The organism is Actinomadura meyerae (assembly GCF_900188445.1).
GTDB classification, from domain to species: Bacteria; Actinomycetota; Actinomycetes; order Streptosporangiales; family Streptosporangiaceae; genus Spirillospora; species Spirillospora meyerae.
Genome location: NZ_FZOR01000017.1, coordinates 122,606 through 138,322, shown reverse-complemented (window position 1 = coordinate 138,322; position 15,717 = coordinate 122,606). Strand labels below are relative to the sequence as shown.

Genomic DNA, 15,717 nt, shown 5'->3' with positions numbered 1-15,717 from the left:
CTCAGGACGCGGGATGCTCCGGGTGGGCGAGGAGCCACGCCCAGATCTCGACCGGGTCCCCGGCGGTGTGCTGGGCGCCGCAGTGGCAGATGCCGGTCAGGGTGTCCGAACCCGGCGACCACTCCACCCGCAGCCGCTCGCCACCGCGTCCGCCGCCCGGTCCCCCGCCGCGGCCCGTGCTCATCGGGCCGTCTGCCGCGCCAGGATGCGGCGGGCGGCGAGGCCGCCGGTGTCGATGTTGATGGACAGCTCCTGGTAGCCCTCCGGCTCGGACGCGATGACCTTCTCCAGGACGTTCAGCGCCTCCACGTCCTGCAGCACGACCGTGCGGTTGCTCTCGGCCAGGAACCGCGACACCTCCTCGTCCTCCAGGGCGAAGTCGCGGGCGACGAGCCAGAAGTCGTGCGTGCTCGTCTCGGTCTCCGGGGTGATGGCGTAGCCGACCTCGACGTGGAACGCCCGGGAGTCGTCGCCGTCCGGGCCGGGCTCCACGCCGGTCGGCGCGATGCGGCTGTGCAGGAGGTACAGGCACGGCGGGTGGTACTCGATGTCCTGCCAGCGGTCGATGCGCCCCTCGATGCCGGTCGACCGCGAGTAGAACGGCGGGCACTCCACGTCCTTCATGCGGCGGCTGACGTAGACGATGCCCGCCTCCTCGTCCACCTCGGTGTTGATCGGGGTCTGCGCGACCTCGGGCGTGCCGATGTAGCCGGCGTGCAGGTAGGTCTCGTGCGACAGGTCGAGCAGGTTGTCGACGAGCAGTCCGTACCGGGCGGCGAGCGGCTCCATCCCGCGGACGGTCGTGTACTCGGGCGAGTCGAACCACGCGGCGCGCGGGATCGCGGACGCGTCGCCCTCGCCGTCGCCGATCCACACCCAGACGAACGAGTCCTGCTCGACGACCTGGTAGGCGGGGACGCGGGCGGTGCGCGGGACGCGGGTCTGCCCCGGCACCGCGACGCACGCGCCGTCGGGCGCGTAGGTGAAGCCGTGGTAGCCGCAGACGATCCGGTCGCCGTCGCGGTGGCTCTCCGACAGCGGGAAGCGCCGGTGCACGCAGCGGTCGGCGAGCGCGACCGGCTCGCCCGCCCGCGTCCGGTACAGGACGAGGGGCTCGCCGCAGATCGTCCGGGCGAGCAGTCCGTCGCCGACCTCCCGGGCGTAGGCGGCCACATACCACTGGTTGCGTGCGAAGACCATGGGTCGCTCCTCCGTCGATGGCGGGTGTGACTGGCAGGGGTGGATGGCGGGTGTGACTGGCAGGGGTGGTTGGCAGGGTCGTGACGACCATCGCGGTGGGAAGGTGACCCGGGCCACAGCGATTCCGTCCAACGGAAGAAGTCCGGTGGAGGAAGTGGAGGAACAGGTCAGCGGCTGTGCAGCGCCGTCTCCGGCGGGCGCAGCGCGCGGGGCGCGCCGAGCGCGCGGGAGATGCCGCGGGCGCTGGCGCGCACGACGGGGATCAGCGCCCGCGCGTCCCATCCGTCGGACGGCACGACGATCGCGACCGCCGCGACGACGGTGTCGTCCGGGCCGTACACGGGCGCGCCGACCGACAGCGCGAACGTCTCCACCTGGCCGTCGCTGATGGCGACGCCGGCGCGGCGGACCTCGGCGAGGACGCGGCGCAGCTCCGCGCCGGTGCCGATCGTCCGGTCGGTGAAGCGGCGCAGCGGCGCGGCGATGGCGCGCTCCTGCAGCGCGGGGTCGGCGTGCGCGAGCATCGCCAGGCCGACGCCCGTCGCGTGCGCGGGCCACCGGCCGCCGACGCGGGAGAACACGTGCACGGCGTCGCGGGCGGAGATCCGCTCGATGTAGACGACGTCGAGGCCGTCCAGGACGGCGAGGTGGACGTTCTCGTGCGTCGCCTCGTACAGGTCCTCCAGGAACGGCATCGCGGCGGCGCGCAGCGCGGGGCCGCGGGGCGCGAGGGCCGCGACCTCGAACAGCCGCAGCCCGATCCGGTACAGCCCGGACGCGTCGCGTTCGAGCGCGCCCCAGCACGCCAGCTCGCCGACCAGCCGGTGCGCGGTGGACAGCGGCAGGCCCGCGCGCCGGCTGATCTGGGTGATGGTGAGCGCGTCGCGCTCGGCGGAGAACGCCTCCAGGATGTCCAGGACGCGGCTGGTGACCGTCGGCCGGCCGCCGTCGGCCGGCCGGCGCGCGCCTCCGCCGCCCGCCGTCATGGGTCGCCGTGCTCCTCCCGCAGCCGCGCCTTCAGGATCTTCCCGGCGGCGTTGCGGGGAAGCTCCGCGGCGAGGACCGCCGACTTGGGGATCTTGTAGCGGGCCAGTCTGCCGGACAGCGACGCGATCACCTCCGCCGGGTCCACGTCCGCGCCGGGGCGCGGGACGAGGACGGCGCGGCATGCCTCGCCCCAGGTCGCGTCCGGGACGCCGATGACCGCGCACTCGGCCACCGCGGGGTTGGCGGCGAGGATCGCGTGCTCGACCTCCGCCGGGTACACGTTCTCCCCGCCGGAGATGATCATGTCCTTGATGCGGTCGACGATGTAGGCGTAGCCGTCCTCGTCGAGGCGGGCGGCGTCGCCGCTGCGGAACCAGCCGTCGCGGAGCACGGCGGCGGTGTCGGCGGGCCGCCCCCAGTAGCCGCTCATGACGTGCGGGCCTTGGACGACGACCTCGCCGGTCTCGCCGGGCGCCGCGTCCGCCATGTCCGGACCGACGACGCGCACGTCGCTGAAGAAGTGCGGCACCCCGGCGGACCCGGCCTTCGACACGGCGTGCTCGGCGTCCAGGAACAGCACGCCGGGCGCGGCCTCGGTCATGCCGTAGCCCTGCAGGAACGTCAGGCCCCGCTTCTGGTAGGTCTCGATGAGGGGCGGCGGGACGGGCGCGCCGCCGCAGGTCAGGATGCGCAGCGACGACAGGTCGGCGGCCTCCCAGCCGGGCTCGCGGGCGACCCGCTCGAACATCGTCGGCACCCCGAACATGAACGTGACCCGGTGCTCCTCGACCAGGCGGAGCGTCTCGGCCGGGTCGAACGCGGCGACGAGCACGCACGTCCCGCCCTTGAGCAGCACCGGCAGCGTGAGCATGTTGAGCCCGGCGGTGTGGAACAGCGGCGCCGACACGAGCGCCACCTCGCCCGCGACGAGGTCGTGGTCGATCAGGACGTTGATCGCGTTCCAGGTGATGTTGCCGTGGGTGAGCGTCGCGCCCTTGGCCCGCCCGGTCGTCCCGGACGTGTACATGATCATGCACGGGTCGTCGAGCGCGACGGGCAGGTCCAGCGGGTCGCCGTCCTCCCCCGCGAGGAGGTCCTCGTACCCGCCGCCGAGCGGGACGCGCTCCCGCACCGGGCCGCCGGAGATGCCGCCGACGAGCTCGGCGTGCGAGGGCGCGTGGATGAGGACGGACGCGCCCGAGTCGTCCAGCTGGTAGGCGATCTCGGGGCCGGCGAGCCGGGTGTTGAGCGGCACGAAGATGCCGCCGAGCATCCCGGTCGCGAACAGCGCCTCCAGGAACGACGGGTGGTTCGGGCCGAGGTAGGCGACCCGGTCGCCGGGCCGGACGCCGAGCCCGCGCAGCCCGCGGGCGAGGCGCGCGACGCGGTCGAGCAGGCCGGCGTAGGTGAGCGAGTCGCCCTCGTGGACGAGGGCGGCCGCTCGCGGGGTCTTGCGGGCGCGGCGCGCGGGCCACGACCCGAGTCCTTCGTTGCGCATGCGCGTCACCCCTCCGCGGGTTTCGAGGCCGTGCGGCGATCCCACCACGCGGTGGCGGACGGCACGAGCCCCTTCGGCAGGAACAGCACCACGGCGATGAGCAGCAGCCCGTACACCGCGTAGGACAGGACGGCCGGCGCCGACGCGGGCATCCCCTCGCGGGTGCCGATGTCGTTGAGCAGCTGGAGCAGCAGGGTGATGGCGGTGGCACCGGCGAGCGCGCCCCAGATCGTCCCGGCGCCGCCGACGACGACCATCACGACGTACTCGAACGACAGCAGGACGGGGAACGAGCCGGGCGCGACGTAGCCGATGTAGAAGGCGTAGACGCCGCCCGCGAGCCCCGCGAACGCGGCCGACAGGCTGAACACCGCCTGCTTGTAGACGGCGACCGGCACCCCGGAGGACGCCGCCGCGACCTCGCTGGTGGCGAGCGCCCGCAGCCCGCGCCCCGGCCGGGACGCCACGATGTTCCGGGTGACCAGCACGACCAGCCCGAGCGCGGCGAGGGCCAGGTAGGCGTAGGAGACCTCGCTCGCGAACTCGTACCCGGCGATCCGGAGCCGCGGGACGCCCTGCAGGCCGATATCGCCGCCCGTCCACTCCTGCCGCCCGACGAGGCTGAGCAGGATCAGCTGGACGGCGAGCGTCGCGAACGCGAGCTGGTGGCCGCGCAGCCGCAGCAGCGGGACGCCGACGATCGCGGCGCAGGCCGCGGCGGCGGCCGGGGCGAGCAGCAGCCCGAGCCAGGTCGGCAGGCCGTGCGTCGCGGTCAGCGCCGCCGTGTACCCGCCGATCATGGTGAAGGACGCCTGGCCGAGCGAGACCTGCCCGGCGTACCCCATCAGCATCGACAGCCCGACGACCACGGTCGCGGCCAGCAGGAGCAGCACGTACACCGACACCTGCGTCTCGGGCAGCACCAGCGGGGCGGCCAGCGCGGCGGCGGCGACGGCCGCCGCGGCGAGCGCGCCCGGCCCGGGACGCCGCCTCGGCGCGGGCGCGGCGGCGGGGGCCGCCGGCCGGTTCTTGCGGACGGACACGCTCATCGGGCGGCCTCCTCCTGCAGCGCGGTCCTCCGCGAGGCCCGCACCATCATGATGGCCAGCATCAGCGCCAGCGCGACGACGGTCTGGTAGGACGCCTCGCCGTAGCCCGCGACCATCGCCTCGGCGACGCCGAGCGTCAGCGCGCCGGCGAGCGCGACGACCGGGCGGTTCAGCCCGCCGAGGACCGCCGCCGCGAACCCGTTGGTGATCAGCAGGACGTCGCTGTTGTAGGAGATCGGCTGGAGCGGGGTGAGCAGCACGCCGGCGAGGCCGCCGAGCATCCCGCCGAGCGCGAAGGCGATGAGGCCCATCCGCAGCGGGTCGATGCCGAGGGTGCGCGCCGCGTACGGGTTGGACGCGCACGCGCTCAGCGCCTTGCCCGTGTAGGTGCGGCCGAAGAACAGCGCGAGGAGCGCGAACACGGCGGCCGCGACCCCGATGACGAGGAACGACTGCTTCTGGACGTGCGCGCCGAACACGGTGGCGGCGCCGCCCAGCCCGGCGTGCGAGCGCGGGTTGTCGCCCCAGATCATGATCTCCACCGCGTAGGCCAGGAAGCCGACCCCGAGCGTGACGATCAGCGCCGACTGCGGGGACGTGCCGCGCTTGCCGGTGGCGGCGGCCCCGACCGCGAGCCCGGCCGCGCCCGCGACGGCGACGGCGGCGGCCTCGGCCGCGCCGTGCGGCAGCCCGGAGGCCAGCAGCGACCCGGCCGCCATCCCGCCGACGACGGCGAACATGCCCTGCGCGAAGTTCACCACCCGGGTCACCCGGTGGATCGCGACGAGGCCGCTCGCCAGCAGCGCGAAGCCGCAGCCGGTGGCCACCCCGGAGATCAGGTACTGCAGGAAGGCGCTCATGTCTCCCCCTCGGTGCCGGCTGCCTTCCCTTCGGTGCCGGCCGTCTTCCCCTCGGTGGCCGCCGTCTCGCCCTCGGCGCCGGCCGTCTCCGCCTCGGTGGCGTCCGTCTTCCCTCCGGTGGCGGCGCGCCCGCCCAGGTAGGCGTCGGCGACGTCGGGGCCCGCCGCGAGCTCGGCGGCGGTGCCCTCGGCGCGGACGCGGCCCGCCTCCAGGACGTAGCCGCGCCCGCACAGCTCCAGCGCGAGCCGCGCGTTCTGCTCGATCAGCAGGACCGCGAGGCCGCGCTCGGCGTTCAGCGCGCGCAGGTGCTCGGCGAGGTCGGCCGTGACGAGCGGGGCGAGGCCGAGCGACAGCTCGTCCACCACGATCGCGTCGGGCTCGGCCATCAGCGCCCGCCCGAACGCGACCATCTGCTGCTGCCCGCCCGACAGCGACCCGGCCCGCCGCTTCCGCAGGTCGGCGAGCTGCGGCAGCACCTCGTACACGCGCGCGGCGTCGCGCGCACCCTTCGCGCGGCGGCGCCGCCACGCGCCGAGGACCAGGTTGTCCTCGACGGTCAGGTCGTCGAACATCTGCCGCCCCTCGGGGACGAGCGCGACCCGGCCGCCCAGCTCCACCCGTCCCGCCGCAGGGCGCAGGACGCCGAGGACCGCGTTGACGAGCGAGGTCTTGCCCGCCCCGTTCGGGCCGATCAGCGCGACCAGCTCCCCGGCCCGCACGGTCAGGCCGACCCGGTCGAGCGCGGTGGCCGTCCCGTACCGGACGACGAGGTCCGCCACCTCGATGACGGCGCCGTGCCCGCTGCCTCCGCTCACGCCGCCTCCTCCCCGAGGTAGGCCGCGATGACGGCGGGGTCGTCGCGGATCTCGGCCGGGGTGCCCTCGGCGATGAGGCGGCCGAGGTCCAGGACGGCGACCCGGTCGGCGAGGCGGGAGACGAACGCGACGTCGTGCTCGACGAGCATCATCGTCAGCCCCTCCCCGCGCAGGCCCTCGATCAGCTGCGCGAGGGCCTCCCGCTCGGCGGCGCGCAGCCCGGACGCGGGCTCGTCCAGCAGCAGCAGCCGGGGGCGGGCGCACAGGGCCCGCGCCACCTGCAGCGACCGCTGCTGGCCGAGCGGCAGGACGTCGGCCGGGCGGTGCGCCCAGTCGCGCAGCCCGACCCGGTCGAGCGCGGCCAGGGCGTCCGCCTTGATCGCGGCCTCCTCGCGGCGGTGCGCGGGCAGCCGGAGCACCGCGGAGGCGAAGCCGTGCCGGGTGCGGGCGTGCGCGCCGACCATGACGTTCTCCAGCGCGGTCATCCCGTGGAAGAGCCGGGCGCCCTGGAACACGATCGCGATGCCGAGCCGGGCGCGGGCGTGCGGCGGCAGCCGGTCGATCCGGCGGCCCGCGTAGGACAGGGTGCCGTGGTCGGCGGCGAGGTGGCCGCTGATCAGGTTGAACAGGGTGGACTTGCCCGCGCCGTTCGGGCCGATCACGGCGCGGGTCTCGCCCTCGGCGACCGTCATCGCGACGTCGCTGACGGCGTACACGCCGCCGAACGCCCGCCCGACGCCGCCGATGTCCAGCAGGGTCGTCATCCGGCCGCCTTCGCGGTCTCGGCGAGCTGCTTCACCGACCACTCGGTGGGGACGAGCTTGCCGTCCTTCACCTGGTTCATCGAGATGTCGGTGGGCTTGAGGCCGGAGTGGTCGGTCTTCGAGTAGGTGTACTGCCCGCAGGGGGTGACGAGCGTGAGGGCCTCGAGCGCGTCCCGGATCTTCTCCCGGTCGGTGCCGGCCTTGTCGATCGCGGCGGCGAGCAGCTTGACCCCGGCGTAGCCGTCCATCGCGAACTGCGGCGGCTCGTAGCCGTACTTCTGCTTGAACGGCACGGACATCTCCTGGACGGACTGCTTCAGCTTCCCGTCCGGCAGGTGCTCGCCGACGACGCCGATCGCGGACTGGACGTACACGCCCTCGGCGGCCTTCCCGACCGGGTCGAGCCACAGCTTGCTGGCCTGCGAACCGGTCATGTAGAGCGGCAGCTTCAGCCCGGACGAGGGGTACTGCTTGGCCAGCGTGACGCCGGGCGCGCCGGACGCCCACGCCACCAGGGCCTGCGCGCCGGAGTCGCGGACGTGGGTGAACAGCGGGCTGAAGTCGGACGCCGTCGTCTCGTAGGTCTCCTCCTTGACGATCTGGACGCCGTACTCGCCCGCGTACTTCTTCATGCCGGCGAACCCGGCCTTGGCGTAGGCGCTCTTGGTGTCGTAGGCGACCGCGACCTTGGTGATCTGGTGCGCCTTGAAGTACCCGAGCATCGCCTGGGCGTAGGTGGACGAGATCGCCGGGACGACGAAGGTGTACTTGCGGATCGGGTCCACCTGCTCGTCGGCGGGGGCCAGCGAGATGTAGGGGATCCGCTCGCGCTCGGCGAGCGGCTCCACCGCGAGGCCCACGTTGGAGAACGTGGAGCCGATGATCGCGGTGACCTTCTCGGACTTGAGCTTGTTGAAGTGCAGGACCCCCTGGTCGGGGGCCGTCTTGTCGTCGAGGGTGATCAGCTCGATCTTCCGGCCGTCGATGCCGCCGGCTCCGTTGAGCTGCTCGACGGCGAGCTCGACGGTCTTCTTCGCCTCGCCGCCGAGCGGCGCGTAGTTGCCGGTCAGCGACTCGATGAAGCCGATCTTCAGGGTGGAGCCTGAGCCGGACCCGCCGCCCGAGCCGCACGCGGCGGCGGCGAGGACGGTGGCGGCCAGAAGCGGGACGAGTTTGCGCACTGGGGACCTCCCGGGGTGGGCGTGCCCCGAAGTTAGGCGTATTCTTCACGGCAGTCAATGATTTGCCCAACATCAGCGTGACGGCGGTCACCGGGCCACCCCGGGAGCCGTCGTTACGCTGACGGGATGACGGGAGCCGAACGCTTGAGCGCACAGAGCGCGGCCGGGCCGGGGCCGTCCGACGAGCCGTCGCCGAGGCTCCGGCCGCAGTCGCTGATGCTGACCTACCTCGGCAACTACGTGCTGGGACGCGACATCGCGGTGTTCTCCGGCAGCTTCATCGACACCTTCGCCCGGCTCGGGGTGGGCGAGCACGCCGTCCGCTCGACGCTGACCCGGATGGTCGGCCGGGGGCTGCTGGCGCGGCACCGCGAGGGCCGCCGGATGCACTTCGGGCTCACCCCGCGCTCGGAGCGCATCCTGCACGACGGCGAGGACCGCGTCTGGCGGCGCGGCGTGCTCAACACCGACTGGGACGGCAGCTGGACCGTCCTCGCGTTCTCCATGCCCGAGTCGTGGCAGCGCGTCCGGCACGACCTGCGCGCCCGGCTGACCTGGGCCGGGTTCGGGTCGCTCGGCAACGGCACCTGGATCGCGCCGTCCCGGGTGGACGTCCGGCCGATCGTCGCCGGGCTCAACCTGAACGGGCACCTGAAGGTGTTCGCGGGCCCGGCCGAGGAGCCGACGGACGTCCCGCACATGCTCCGCGAGGCGTTCGACCTCGACGGCCTCGCCCAGGGCTACCGCGCGTTCCTGGACCGCTGGGACCGCCCCGACCCGCTCCCCCACGCGCCCGACGACCTCGCCCGCTACCTGTGGATGACCACCGAGTGGCTGCAGCTCGTCCGCGCCGACCCGCGGCTGCCGGTCGAGCACCTGCCCGCCGGGTGGCCCGCCGTCCGCGGCCAGCAGGTCCTGCTGGACCTGCGGGACCGCTACGAGGGCACCGCGCGGCGCCTCGCCGACGCCGCGATCGAGTACGTCCCCGTGGACCGTCCCGGCGGGGCGACCGGGTGACCTCGCCGCATGATCCGCGCCCTCGCGGGTACGACGCGTCCCCGGGGACCGACGGAAGGTGATCAGCATGTCTCTCGGGGCCGGTGACACCTCGGACGACGACGCCGACGCACTGCACGTGCGCAGCGAGGTGCGCGGCCCGTGCCTGCTGGTGCAGGCGGACGGCGAGCTCACCATCCTCACGGCCGAGCGGCTGCGCGAGCACGTCCTCGCCGAGATGCGGGAGCTGCCGCCCCCGCCGCGGATCGTCCTGGACGCCGGCGGGGTCGGGTTCTGCGACTCCTCCGGCCTCAACGCGCTCATCATCATCTGGAAGGCCGCGCACCGGGCCGGCGGCGAGTTCGTGCTCGCCGACCTGGACCGCCGGTTCCGGACGATCATCGAGCGCAGCGGCCTGGACCGGCACCTCGTCGCGTACCCGACCGCGGAGCAGGCCCTCGAGGCACTGGGCGCGGGCTAGCGGGCCCGGCCGCCTCCGGCATACGATGAGACGGATTTCGTATTGTCGTCTCACGAGGGCGAGGGCCCATGCCACACCTCGACACCCCCGCCGACACCCCCGCCGACGCTTCCACCGGAGCCTCCACCGCCGACCAGCGCGGGTTCGACGCCTTCGCGCGCGGCGTCCGGCTCGCCGGCGCGGTGACGCCGCCGCCGCTGCGCCACTCCCCCGTCGCCGCCCGCGCCATGCGCCGCGCCCGCCGCGCGGGCGGCGGCTAGAGTCGGCCGCACGATGACCACCGACGACGAACTCCTGCGCAGCCTGCTCACCGAGGACCCGCCGAGCGAGCCCCAGACCGACCGGATCCTCGACGCCGCCCTGCGCTGCTTCGAGACCTACGGCCCGCGCCGCACCACGATGGACGACGTGGCCCGCGAGTCCGGGCTCGGCCGCGCCACCATCTACCGCCGCTTCCCCACCAAGGGCGACCTCCTCACCGGCGTGCTGCTGCGGGAGGCGCGGCGCTTCTTCGCCGAGCTGGACGCGGCGGTCGCCGCGCTGCCCACCCTGGAGGAGCGCCTCGTCGAGGGGTTCGCCGTCACGCTGCGGATCAGCCGCGAGCAGCGGCTGATCACCCGCCTCATGGTCGTGGAGCCGGAGCTGATCCTGCCGCACTCCACGGTCAAGGCGGGCCCGCTGCTCGCCGCCGCCCGCGGCTACCTCGCCGGCCGGCTGCGCACCGCGCAGCGCCTCGGCGCCGCCCCCGCCGGCGTCGACCCCGAGCTCGTCGCCGAGATCCTCGTCCGCCTCACCCACTCCCTCGTCCTCACCCCCGAGGGCCACATCCCGCTCGACGACGAGGGCGCCCGCGCCTTCGCCCGCCACTACCTGCTGCCCATCGTCCAGACCTCCCCGGAGCGCGGGCAGACCGCAGGGGAGCACGAGGGCGGCTAACCCGGCAGCGGGAGTGTGATGGTCAGGGTGGTGCCGCCGCCCGGCGGGCTGTCGAGGGCCACCTCGCCGCGCAGGGCGCGGACGCGGTCCGTCAGCCCGGCCAGGCCGCCTCCCGGGGCCGGTGCCGCACCGCCCGCGCCGTCGTCGCGGACCTCGGCCACGACCTCGCCCCCGGCGGCGCGGACGGTCACCTCGACCGCGTCCGCGCGGGCGTGCTTCACCGCGTTCGCGAGGGCCTCGCAGAGCGCGAAGTAAAGGGTCGTCTCGATCTCCCGCGGGAACCGGCCTGCGGGCATGTAGAGCCGGACGGGCACGGCGGCGCGGGCCGCGACCAGCTCCATCGCCGCCGCCAACCCCGCGTCGGCGAGGATCGCCGGGTGCACGCCGCGGGCCAGTCCGTCCAGCTCGGCGACGGCCTCGGCCAGTTCGCGGCGGCAGACGCGCGCCTGCTCGCGGGCCGCCGGGTCCGCGGCGGCGCCCTCCAGCCCGGCGAGGGTCTCCTCCAGCGCGCGGAGCCGGGCGCGGGCGCTGCGCTGCAGTTCCGCCGCGAGCCGCTCGCGCTCGGCGGCCTGCACCCGGACGAGCCGCTCCCGCGCGTCGCGGGCCTGCTCCAGCGCCGCCCGCGCGGCCGCCTGCAGCCGGACGGTCTCCAGCGCCCGGCCGCCCGCCGTCAGCGCCGCCTCCACCAGCGGCCCGTGGTCGCGGAGCGCGGCGGCGAGGTCGACGGTGGCGAGGGGCTCCCCGTCCGAGGTGCGGACCTCGTGCCGCCAGCGGTCCGGGCCCGGCGCGTGCGGCGCGCCCGGACGCCGCCCGTCCACGCGGACGTAGCCGCCGTCGGCCCACAGCCACAGGTCGAGGTCGGCGTCGCCCAGCACGCCGCGCAGCGCGTCGCGGACCTTCTCCACCGAGACCGGCGCGGTGAGCCGGTGCATCCGCTCGACCACGGTCAGCTCCGCCAGTCGGGCGCGCAGCGCGGCGAACAGGAAGACGATCGGCAGCGTCGTGGCGCAGAACCCCTGCAGGAAGTAGACGCCGAGGACGTCGTCCAGCGTCACCGCGGTGCCGAGCAGCGCGCCCTGTGCCGCCAGCGCGGCGCTGACGCCGACCGTCACGGCGGCCGCGACCGGGACGGTGAACGCCCGGTCCAGCCGCCCGGTCCGCGGCACCCGCGCGAGGAGGATGACCACCAGCGCCCCGGCGAGCACGACCATCGCGACCGTCACCGCGCGCTGGGCGCAGCGGAACAGCTCCTCCTCGGGACGCACCGAGGGCCACACCGCGGAGGCGGCGAAGCCGTTCCACTCGGGCCGCGACACCGCGCACAGCAGCGCCTGCCCGCCGACCATGACCAGCACCGCCGCGGCCGTCCACAGCCGGGCGGCGGTGTCCGCCGGGCGGCGCCCCGGATAGATGACGACGCCGACGCCGATCGCGACGAAGAACACCGACTGCGCGAACACCGACACGACCGGCGCCGCGCCGCCGTTCCACGCCGCCGACCAGGTCACGGCCCACGCGGCGGCGGCGAACACGAACGCCGCGCCGGTGCGGCGCCCGAGCCGGCCGGCGGCGAGCAGGCCGCCCGCGGCGGCGAACCCGCCGCAGCACGCCAGCGTGACCGCGGCCTCGACGGGATGCCCGCGCCAGTACGGCCAGCCGCACGCCAGCGCGGCCGCCGCGATCACCGTGCCCGCGCCGAGGGCGCGGCGGACCCGCGCGCCCAGCCACAGCGGCCAGCGGGGGACGGCACTCACCGCCTTCCTTCCGTGTCGTCCCGGGGAACCACCGTCCGGGAGTGGGGTTTTCCCGGATGTGCGGGGCAGGCGGTACCGGGAGCATGGGAACGACCGGACGCGGCGTCCGGCGGGGCCCGCGGCGCGCCCGGTGGCGTGCGGGGGCCACCACCGGGTCACCCCGCGCGACCGGATCCCGCGGCCAGTTTTCCGCACCGCGCACGGCGCGCGGGAGGCTCCGTTACCCGATTGATGCGCCCGCCCGGCCGCCGCGCGCGGCCGTTTCCGGTCAGCGGTTCTCCACCGGTCAGCGGTTCTCCACCGGTCGGCGTGTCCCCTCCGCTCGGCGGGTCCCCTGCGGTCAGCGGGTCTCCGCGGCGCGCAGCCAGGTGAGGACGGCCAGCACCCGCTTGTTGGCGTCCTGCGGCCCCGGCGCCCCGCCCGACGAGGCGATCTTCAGCTTGGTGAAGATCGCCCGGACGTGGTCCTCCACGGTCCGCGCGGACAGGTGCAGCCGCCTGCCGATGCCCGCGTTGGAGTGCCCCTCGGCCATCAGCGCCAGGACCTCCCGCTCCCGGCCCGACAGCCGGGACAGCTCCGCCTCGCGGTGCCGGGCCTCGACGAGCCGGCTCACCACGTCCGGGTCGATGACGACCTCGCCGCGCATTACCCGCTCCAGCGCGGAGCGCAGGCTGTCGACGTCGGTGACGTGGTCCTTCAGCAGGTAGCCGACGCCGCGCGGCTGGTCGCGGAACAGCTCCATCGCCTGCGGGGTCTCGTTGTACGCCGACAGCACCAGCACGCCGATGCCGGGATGGCGCTCCAGCAGCCGGCGGGCCGCGACGACGCCCTCGCTGGTGAACGTCGGCGGCATGTGCAGGTCGACGATCACCACGTCGGGCGGGTCCCCGGCGACGCGGGCGAGCAGCTCCTCGCCGGAGCCGGCGGACGCCACCACCTCGATGCCGACCGTGGTGAGCAGGGTGACCAGTGCCTGCCGGAAGATCCCGCTGTCCTCCGCCACGGCTACTCGCATGGCACGTCCATCCTCACCCTCGTGCCCTCGCCGGGGCCGCCGCCGACTTCCACCTCACCGCGCAGCGCCCCGATCCGGCCGGACAGCCCGGCGAGGTCGGCCGCGGGATCGCCGGGCCCGCCGCCGTCGCAGGTCAGCTCCGCGGCCACCCGGCCGTCCGCATGGCCCACCCGGACGTGCACCCGCGTCGCGTGCGCGCGGTCCACAGCGTACGACAGCGTCTCGCACAGCACCGAGTAAAGCGTGGACTCCACCTCGCGGGAGAACCGGCGGGACGTGACGTCCAGCTCGACGCGCACGCCGACCCGCTCGGCGACGACCTCCAGCGCGGGCCCGATGCCCTCCTGGACCAGCAGCGCGGGCCGCACCTCGCGGGCCAGCTCGCGCAGCTCGGCGAGCGCCGCCACGAGCTGCTCGCGGCACGTCCGCGCGTGCTCCTTCACCACCGTGTCGCCCGTGGCGGCCTCCAGCGTGCCGAGCATCGCGCCGAGCGCGAGGAGCCGCTGCTGCGCGCCGTCGTGCAGGTCGCGCGCGAGGCGCTCCCGCTCGGCGGTCTCGGCCCGGACGAGCCGGCGGTAGGCGGCGCGGACCTGCTCCAGGGCCGCGTGCACGCTCGCCTGCAGCCGCGCCGTCTCCAGCGCCCGGCCGCCCGCGGCGAGCGCGGCCTCGACCAGGGTGCCGTGGTCGCGCAGCGCCGCGCCCAGCTCCACGACGGCGAGCGGCTCGCCGGAGGCGTCCTCGACCCGGCGCCGCCACCGCCCCTCGTCCCCGCCGTCCTCCCCCGGGCCCATCTCCGGGGCCTTCTCCGTGCCCTTCTCCGTGCCCTTCTCCGTGCCCTTCTCCGGGCGGTCCTCCGGGCGGTCCTCCGGGCCGAGGTCGACGGGGCGCCCGGCGGTGTCGACGTAGGTCCGCTCCGCCGGCGCCCAGAACCACAGCTCCAGCGTCGGGTCGTGCAGGACGTCGCGCAGGGCGTCCCTGACCCGCTCCACCGACACCGGCGCGGTCAGCCGGAGCATCCGGCCGGCGACGGTCAGCTCGGCGAGGCGGATCCGCAGCGCGGACCCCAGCAGGGTGAGCGGCACCAGCACGACGACCGCGCCCTGCACCGCGTACACCCGCAGCAGGTCGTCCAGCGGGAGCGTGTCCTCCATGATCGGCCGCTGCGTGAACGCGGCCAGGATGGCCACGAAGCCGATGGCGACGGTGACGGGCAGCGCGAGCACCCGCCGCATCCGGCCCATCCGGCCCATCCGCAGGACCAGCACGAAGGCGAGCGACAGTGCCAGCAGGACGTACAGAGTCCCGGCGACCCGCAGGACGACCCGGAACACCTCCAGGTCCGGCCAGGGCGCGGGCCACCACACCGACTCGCCGCGGAACGCCGCCCACTCCGGCCTCGACGTCGTCCACAGCGCGGTCGGGCAGCCCCACAGGACGACGCACGCCGCGACCGCCCAGATCCGGTCGGGCAGGTACTCCAGCCGTCCGGCGGGGTACATCAGGACGCCCACGGCGAGCGCGAGGTAGAAGGTCGCCTGCGCGTACGGCGACAGGAGCGGGCCGACGGAGGCGTCCCAGCTCGCCGCCCAGTTGACCGCCCAGCAGACGGACGCGGCCGCGAACAGCAGCCCGGTGCGGCGGGTCCGCGTCCCGGTGGCGAGCAGCACTCCCGCCATGGCGATCGCGGCGCAGCCGACCAGCGTGATCGCGGCGGCGGCCGGGTGGTCCCGCCAGTACGGCCACCCGGCCGGCAGCGCGAGCCCCGCCACCGCCGGCCCGGCGACGAGGGCGCGCCTCGTCTCCGCGCCGAACCACGGGGGCGATCTGCGCCGCCGCGGTGCGGAAATGACCACGACCATCCCTCCATGCTCGGACCTCGGCGGGAGGTCGTGCCACCGGATTGCCACGGGGTGCCGCACCGTGCTTTCCCGGAGCCCGCGGCGGGCGGCGCGGCCGCTTCGGAGAGTCTCCCCGAGCCGGGGCGCCCCGTACCGGCGCGTTATGCGATCGATGCGCGCGCCGTTCCGGCGTTTCCGTCCCGATCTTGCCGGACCCGGGTCCCGCCGCACCGGGACCATTCGGGACGCGCCTCCCTTGACGCGGGACGGCCCCTCGCCCGGACCCTGGTCACGGCCCGGTCCGGGCCCTGCTGAAAGGAATTCACATTTACCGGGAAAACAC

16 protein-coding genes are annotated in these 15,717 nt (G+C 75.1%); 4 read left to right on the top strand and 12 right to left on the bottom strand.

Annotated features, from left to right (window positions below):
* Position 1 precedes the first annotated feature (1 nt).
* The 9 genes from CHF16_RS19170 to CHF16_RS19130 form a co-directional block, all read right to left on the bottom strand.
* Positions 2-184: a hypothetical protein gene (locus tag CHF16_RS19170; RefSeq protein WP_089327441.1), complete on the bottom strand. Its 183-nt coding sequence runs from the start codon at positions 182-184 to the stop codon at positions 2-4.
* On the bottom strand, positions 181-1,200 hold the full coding sequence (locus tag CHF16_RS19165; protein WP_089327440.1) for an aromatic ring-hydroxylating oxygenase subunit alpha: 1,020 nt from the start codon (positions 1,198-1,200) through the stop codon (positions 181-183). The genes CHF16_RS19170 and CHF16_RS19165 overlap by 4 nt, the downstream gene beginning before the upstream one ends.
* 167 nt (positions 1,201-1,367) lie before the next feature.
* The gene (locus tag CHF16_RS19160) at positions 1,368-2,186 is read right to left on the bottom strand and encodes an IclR family transcriptional regulator (protein ID WP_089327439.1); all 819 of its coding nucleotides are present in this window, start codon (positions 2,184-2,186) and stop codon (positions 1,368-1,370) included.
* Entirely contained in the window at positions 2,183-3,685 is a 1,503-nt protein-coding gene (locus tag CHF16_RS19155) for an acyl-CoA synthetase (RefSeq protein WP_089327438.1), read from the bottom strand. Before CHF16_RS19155 ends, CHF16_RS19160 begins: the two co-directional genes overlap by 4 nt.
* 5 nt (positions 3,686-3,690) lie before the next feature.
* Positions 3,691-4,734, bottom strand: coding sequence for a branched-chain amino acid ABC transporter permease (locus CHF16_RS19150; RefSeq protein ID WP_089327437.1), 1,044 nt, complete (start codon positions 4,732-4,734; stop codon positions 3,691-3,693).
* Positions 4,731-5,594, bottom strand: coding sequence for a branched-chain amino acid ABC transporter permease (locus CHF16_RS19145; RefSeq protein WP_089327436.1), 864 nt, complete (start codon positions 5,592-5,594; stop codon positions 4,731-4,733). Before CHF16_RS19145 ends, CHF16_RS19150 begins: the two co-directional genes overlap by 4 nt.
* Entirely contained in the window at positions 5,591-6,409 is an 819-nt protein-coding gene (locus CHF16_RS19140; protein WP_089327435.1) for an ABC transporter ATP-binding protein, read from the bottom strand. The genes CHF16_RS19145 and CHF16_RS19140 overlap by 4 nt, the downstream gene beginning before the upstream one ends.
* Positions 6,406-7,173: an ABC transporter ATP-binding protein gene (locus CHF16_RS19135; protein ID WP_089327434.1), complete on the bottom strand. Its 768-nt coding sequence runs from the start codon at positions 7,171-7,173 to the stop codon at positions 6,406-6,408. The genes CHF16_RS19140 and CHF16_RS19135 overlap by 4 nt, the downstream gene beginning before the upstream one ends.
* The gene (locus CHF16_RS19130) at positions 7,170-8,354 is read right to left on the bottom strand and encodes an ABC transporter substrate-binding protein (RefSeq protein ID WP_089327433.1); all 1,185 of its coding nucleotides are present in this window, start codon (positions 8,352-8,354) and stop codon (positions 7,170-7,172) included. Before CHF16_RS19130 ends, CHF16_RS19135 begins: the two co-directional genes overlap by 4 nt.
* Before the next feature lie 144 nt (positions 8,355-8,498).
* On the opposite strand from CHF16_RS19130, the gene CHF16_RS19125 reads away from it, so the two are divergent.
* The 4 genes from CHF16_RS19125 (at position 8,499) to CHF16_RS19110 (ending at position 10,767) form a co-directional block, all read left to right on the top strand.
* A complete protein-coding gene (locus tag CHF16_RS19125; protein WP_245868804.1) occupies positions 8,499-9,371 on the top strand; it encodes a PaaX family transcriptional regulator in 873 nt (290 codons plus the stop codon).
* Positions 9,372-9,438: 67 nt separating this feature from the next.
* Complete coding sequence (locus CHF16_RS19120) at positions 9,439-9,831, top strand: STAS domain-containing protein (protein ID WP_089327432.1); 393 nt, start codon at positions 9,439-9,441, stop codon at positions 9,829-9,831.
* Positions 9,832-9,899: 68 nt separating this feature from the next.
* Positions 9,900-10,091 (top strand): hypothetical protein, encoded by a 192-nt coding sequence (locus CHF16_RS19115; protein WP_089327431.1) that lies wholly within the window; start codon positions 9,900-9,902, stop codon positions 10,089-10,091.
* 13 nt (positions 10,092-10,104) lie between these two features.
* Positions 10,105-10,767 carry a TetR/AcrR family transcriptional regulator gene (locus CHF16_RS19110; protein WP_089327430.1) on the top strand — a complete coding sequence of 221 codons (663 nt, stop codon included), beginning with the start codon at positions 10,105-10,107 and terminating at the stop codon, positions 10,765-10,767.
* On the opposite strand, the gene CHF16_RS19105 is transcribed toward CHF16_RS19110, so the two are convergent.
* From CHF16_RS19105 to CHF16_RS19095, 3 genes are all read right to left on the bottom strand, one after another.
* Positions 10,764-12,521 carry an ATP-binding protein gene (locus tag CHF16_RS19105; RefSeq protein ID WP_089327429.1) on the bottom strand — a complete coding sequence of 586 codons (1,758 nt, stop codon included), beginning with the start codon at positions 12,519-12,521 and terminating at the stop codon, positions 10,764-10,766. The two genes, CHF16_RS19110 and CHF16_RS19105, sit on opposite strands and share 4 nt — an antisense overlap.
* A gap of 340 nt (positions 12,522-12,861) precedes the next feature.
* Entirely contained in the window at positions 12,862-13,536 is a 675-nt protein-coding gene (locus CHF16_RS19100; protein WP_089327428.1) for a response regulator transcription factor, read from the bottom strand.
* Positions 13,527-15,389 (bottom strand): sensor histidine kinase, encoded by a 1,863-nt coding sequence (locus tag CHF16_RS19095; RefSeq protein WP_143228053.1) that lies wholly within the window; start codon positions 15,387-15,389, stop codon positions 13,527-13,529. The genes CHF16_RS19100 and CHF16_RS19095 overlap by 10 nt, the downstream gene beginning before the upstream one ends.
* Positions 15,390-15,717 lie beyond the last annotated feature (328 nt).

Coding starts and splice junctions, on each gene's coding strand:
- CHF16_RS19170 (WP_089327441.1), bottom strand. CDS start 184: ATGAGCACGGGCCGCGGCGGGGGACCGGGCGGCGGACGCGGTGGCGAG.
- CHF16_RS19165 (WP_089327440.1), bottom strand. CDS start 1,200: ATGGTCTTCGCACGCAACCAGTGGTATGTGGCCGCCTACGCCCGGGAG.
- CHF16_RS19160 (WP_089327439.1), bottom strand. CDS start 2,186: ATGACGGCGGGCGGCGGAGGCGCGCGCCGGCCGGCCGACGGCGGCCGG.
- CHF16_RS19155 (WP_089327438.1), bottom strand. CDS start 3,685: ATGCGCAACGAAGGACTCGGGTCGTGGCCCGCGCGCCGCGCCCGCAAG.
- CHF16_RS19150 (WP_089327437.1), bottom strand. CDS start 4,734: ATGAGCGTGTCCGTCCGCAAGAACCGGCCGGCGGCCCCCGCCGCCGCG.
- CHF16_RS19145 (WP_089327436.1), bottom strand. CDS start 5,594: ATGAGCGCCTTCCTGCAGTACCTGATCTCCGGGGTGGCCACCGGCTGC.
- CHF16_RS19135 (WP_089327434.1), bottom strand. CDS start 7,173: ATGACGACCCTGCTGGACATCGGCGGCGTCGGGCGGGCGTTCGGCGGC.
- CHF16_RS19120 (WP_089327432.1), top strand. CDS start 9,439: ATGTCTCTCGGGGCCGGTGACACCTCGGACGACGACGCCGACGCACTG.
- CHF16_RS19115 (WP_089327431.1), top strand. CDS start 9,900: ATGCCACACCTCGACACCCCCGCCGACACCCCCGCCGACGCTTCCACC.
- CHF16_RS19110 (WP_089327430.1), top strand. CDS start 10,105: ATGACCACCGACGACGAACTCCTGCGCAGCCTGCTCACCGAGGACCCG.
- CHF16_RS19100 (WP_089327428.1), bottom strand. CDS start 13,536: ATGCGAGTAGCCGTGGCGGAGGACAGCGGGATCTTCCGGCAGGCACTG.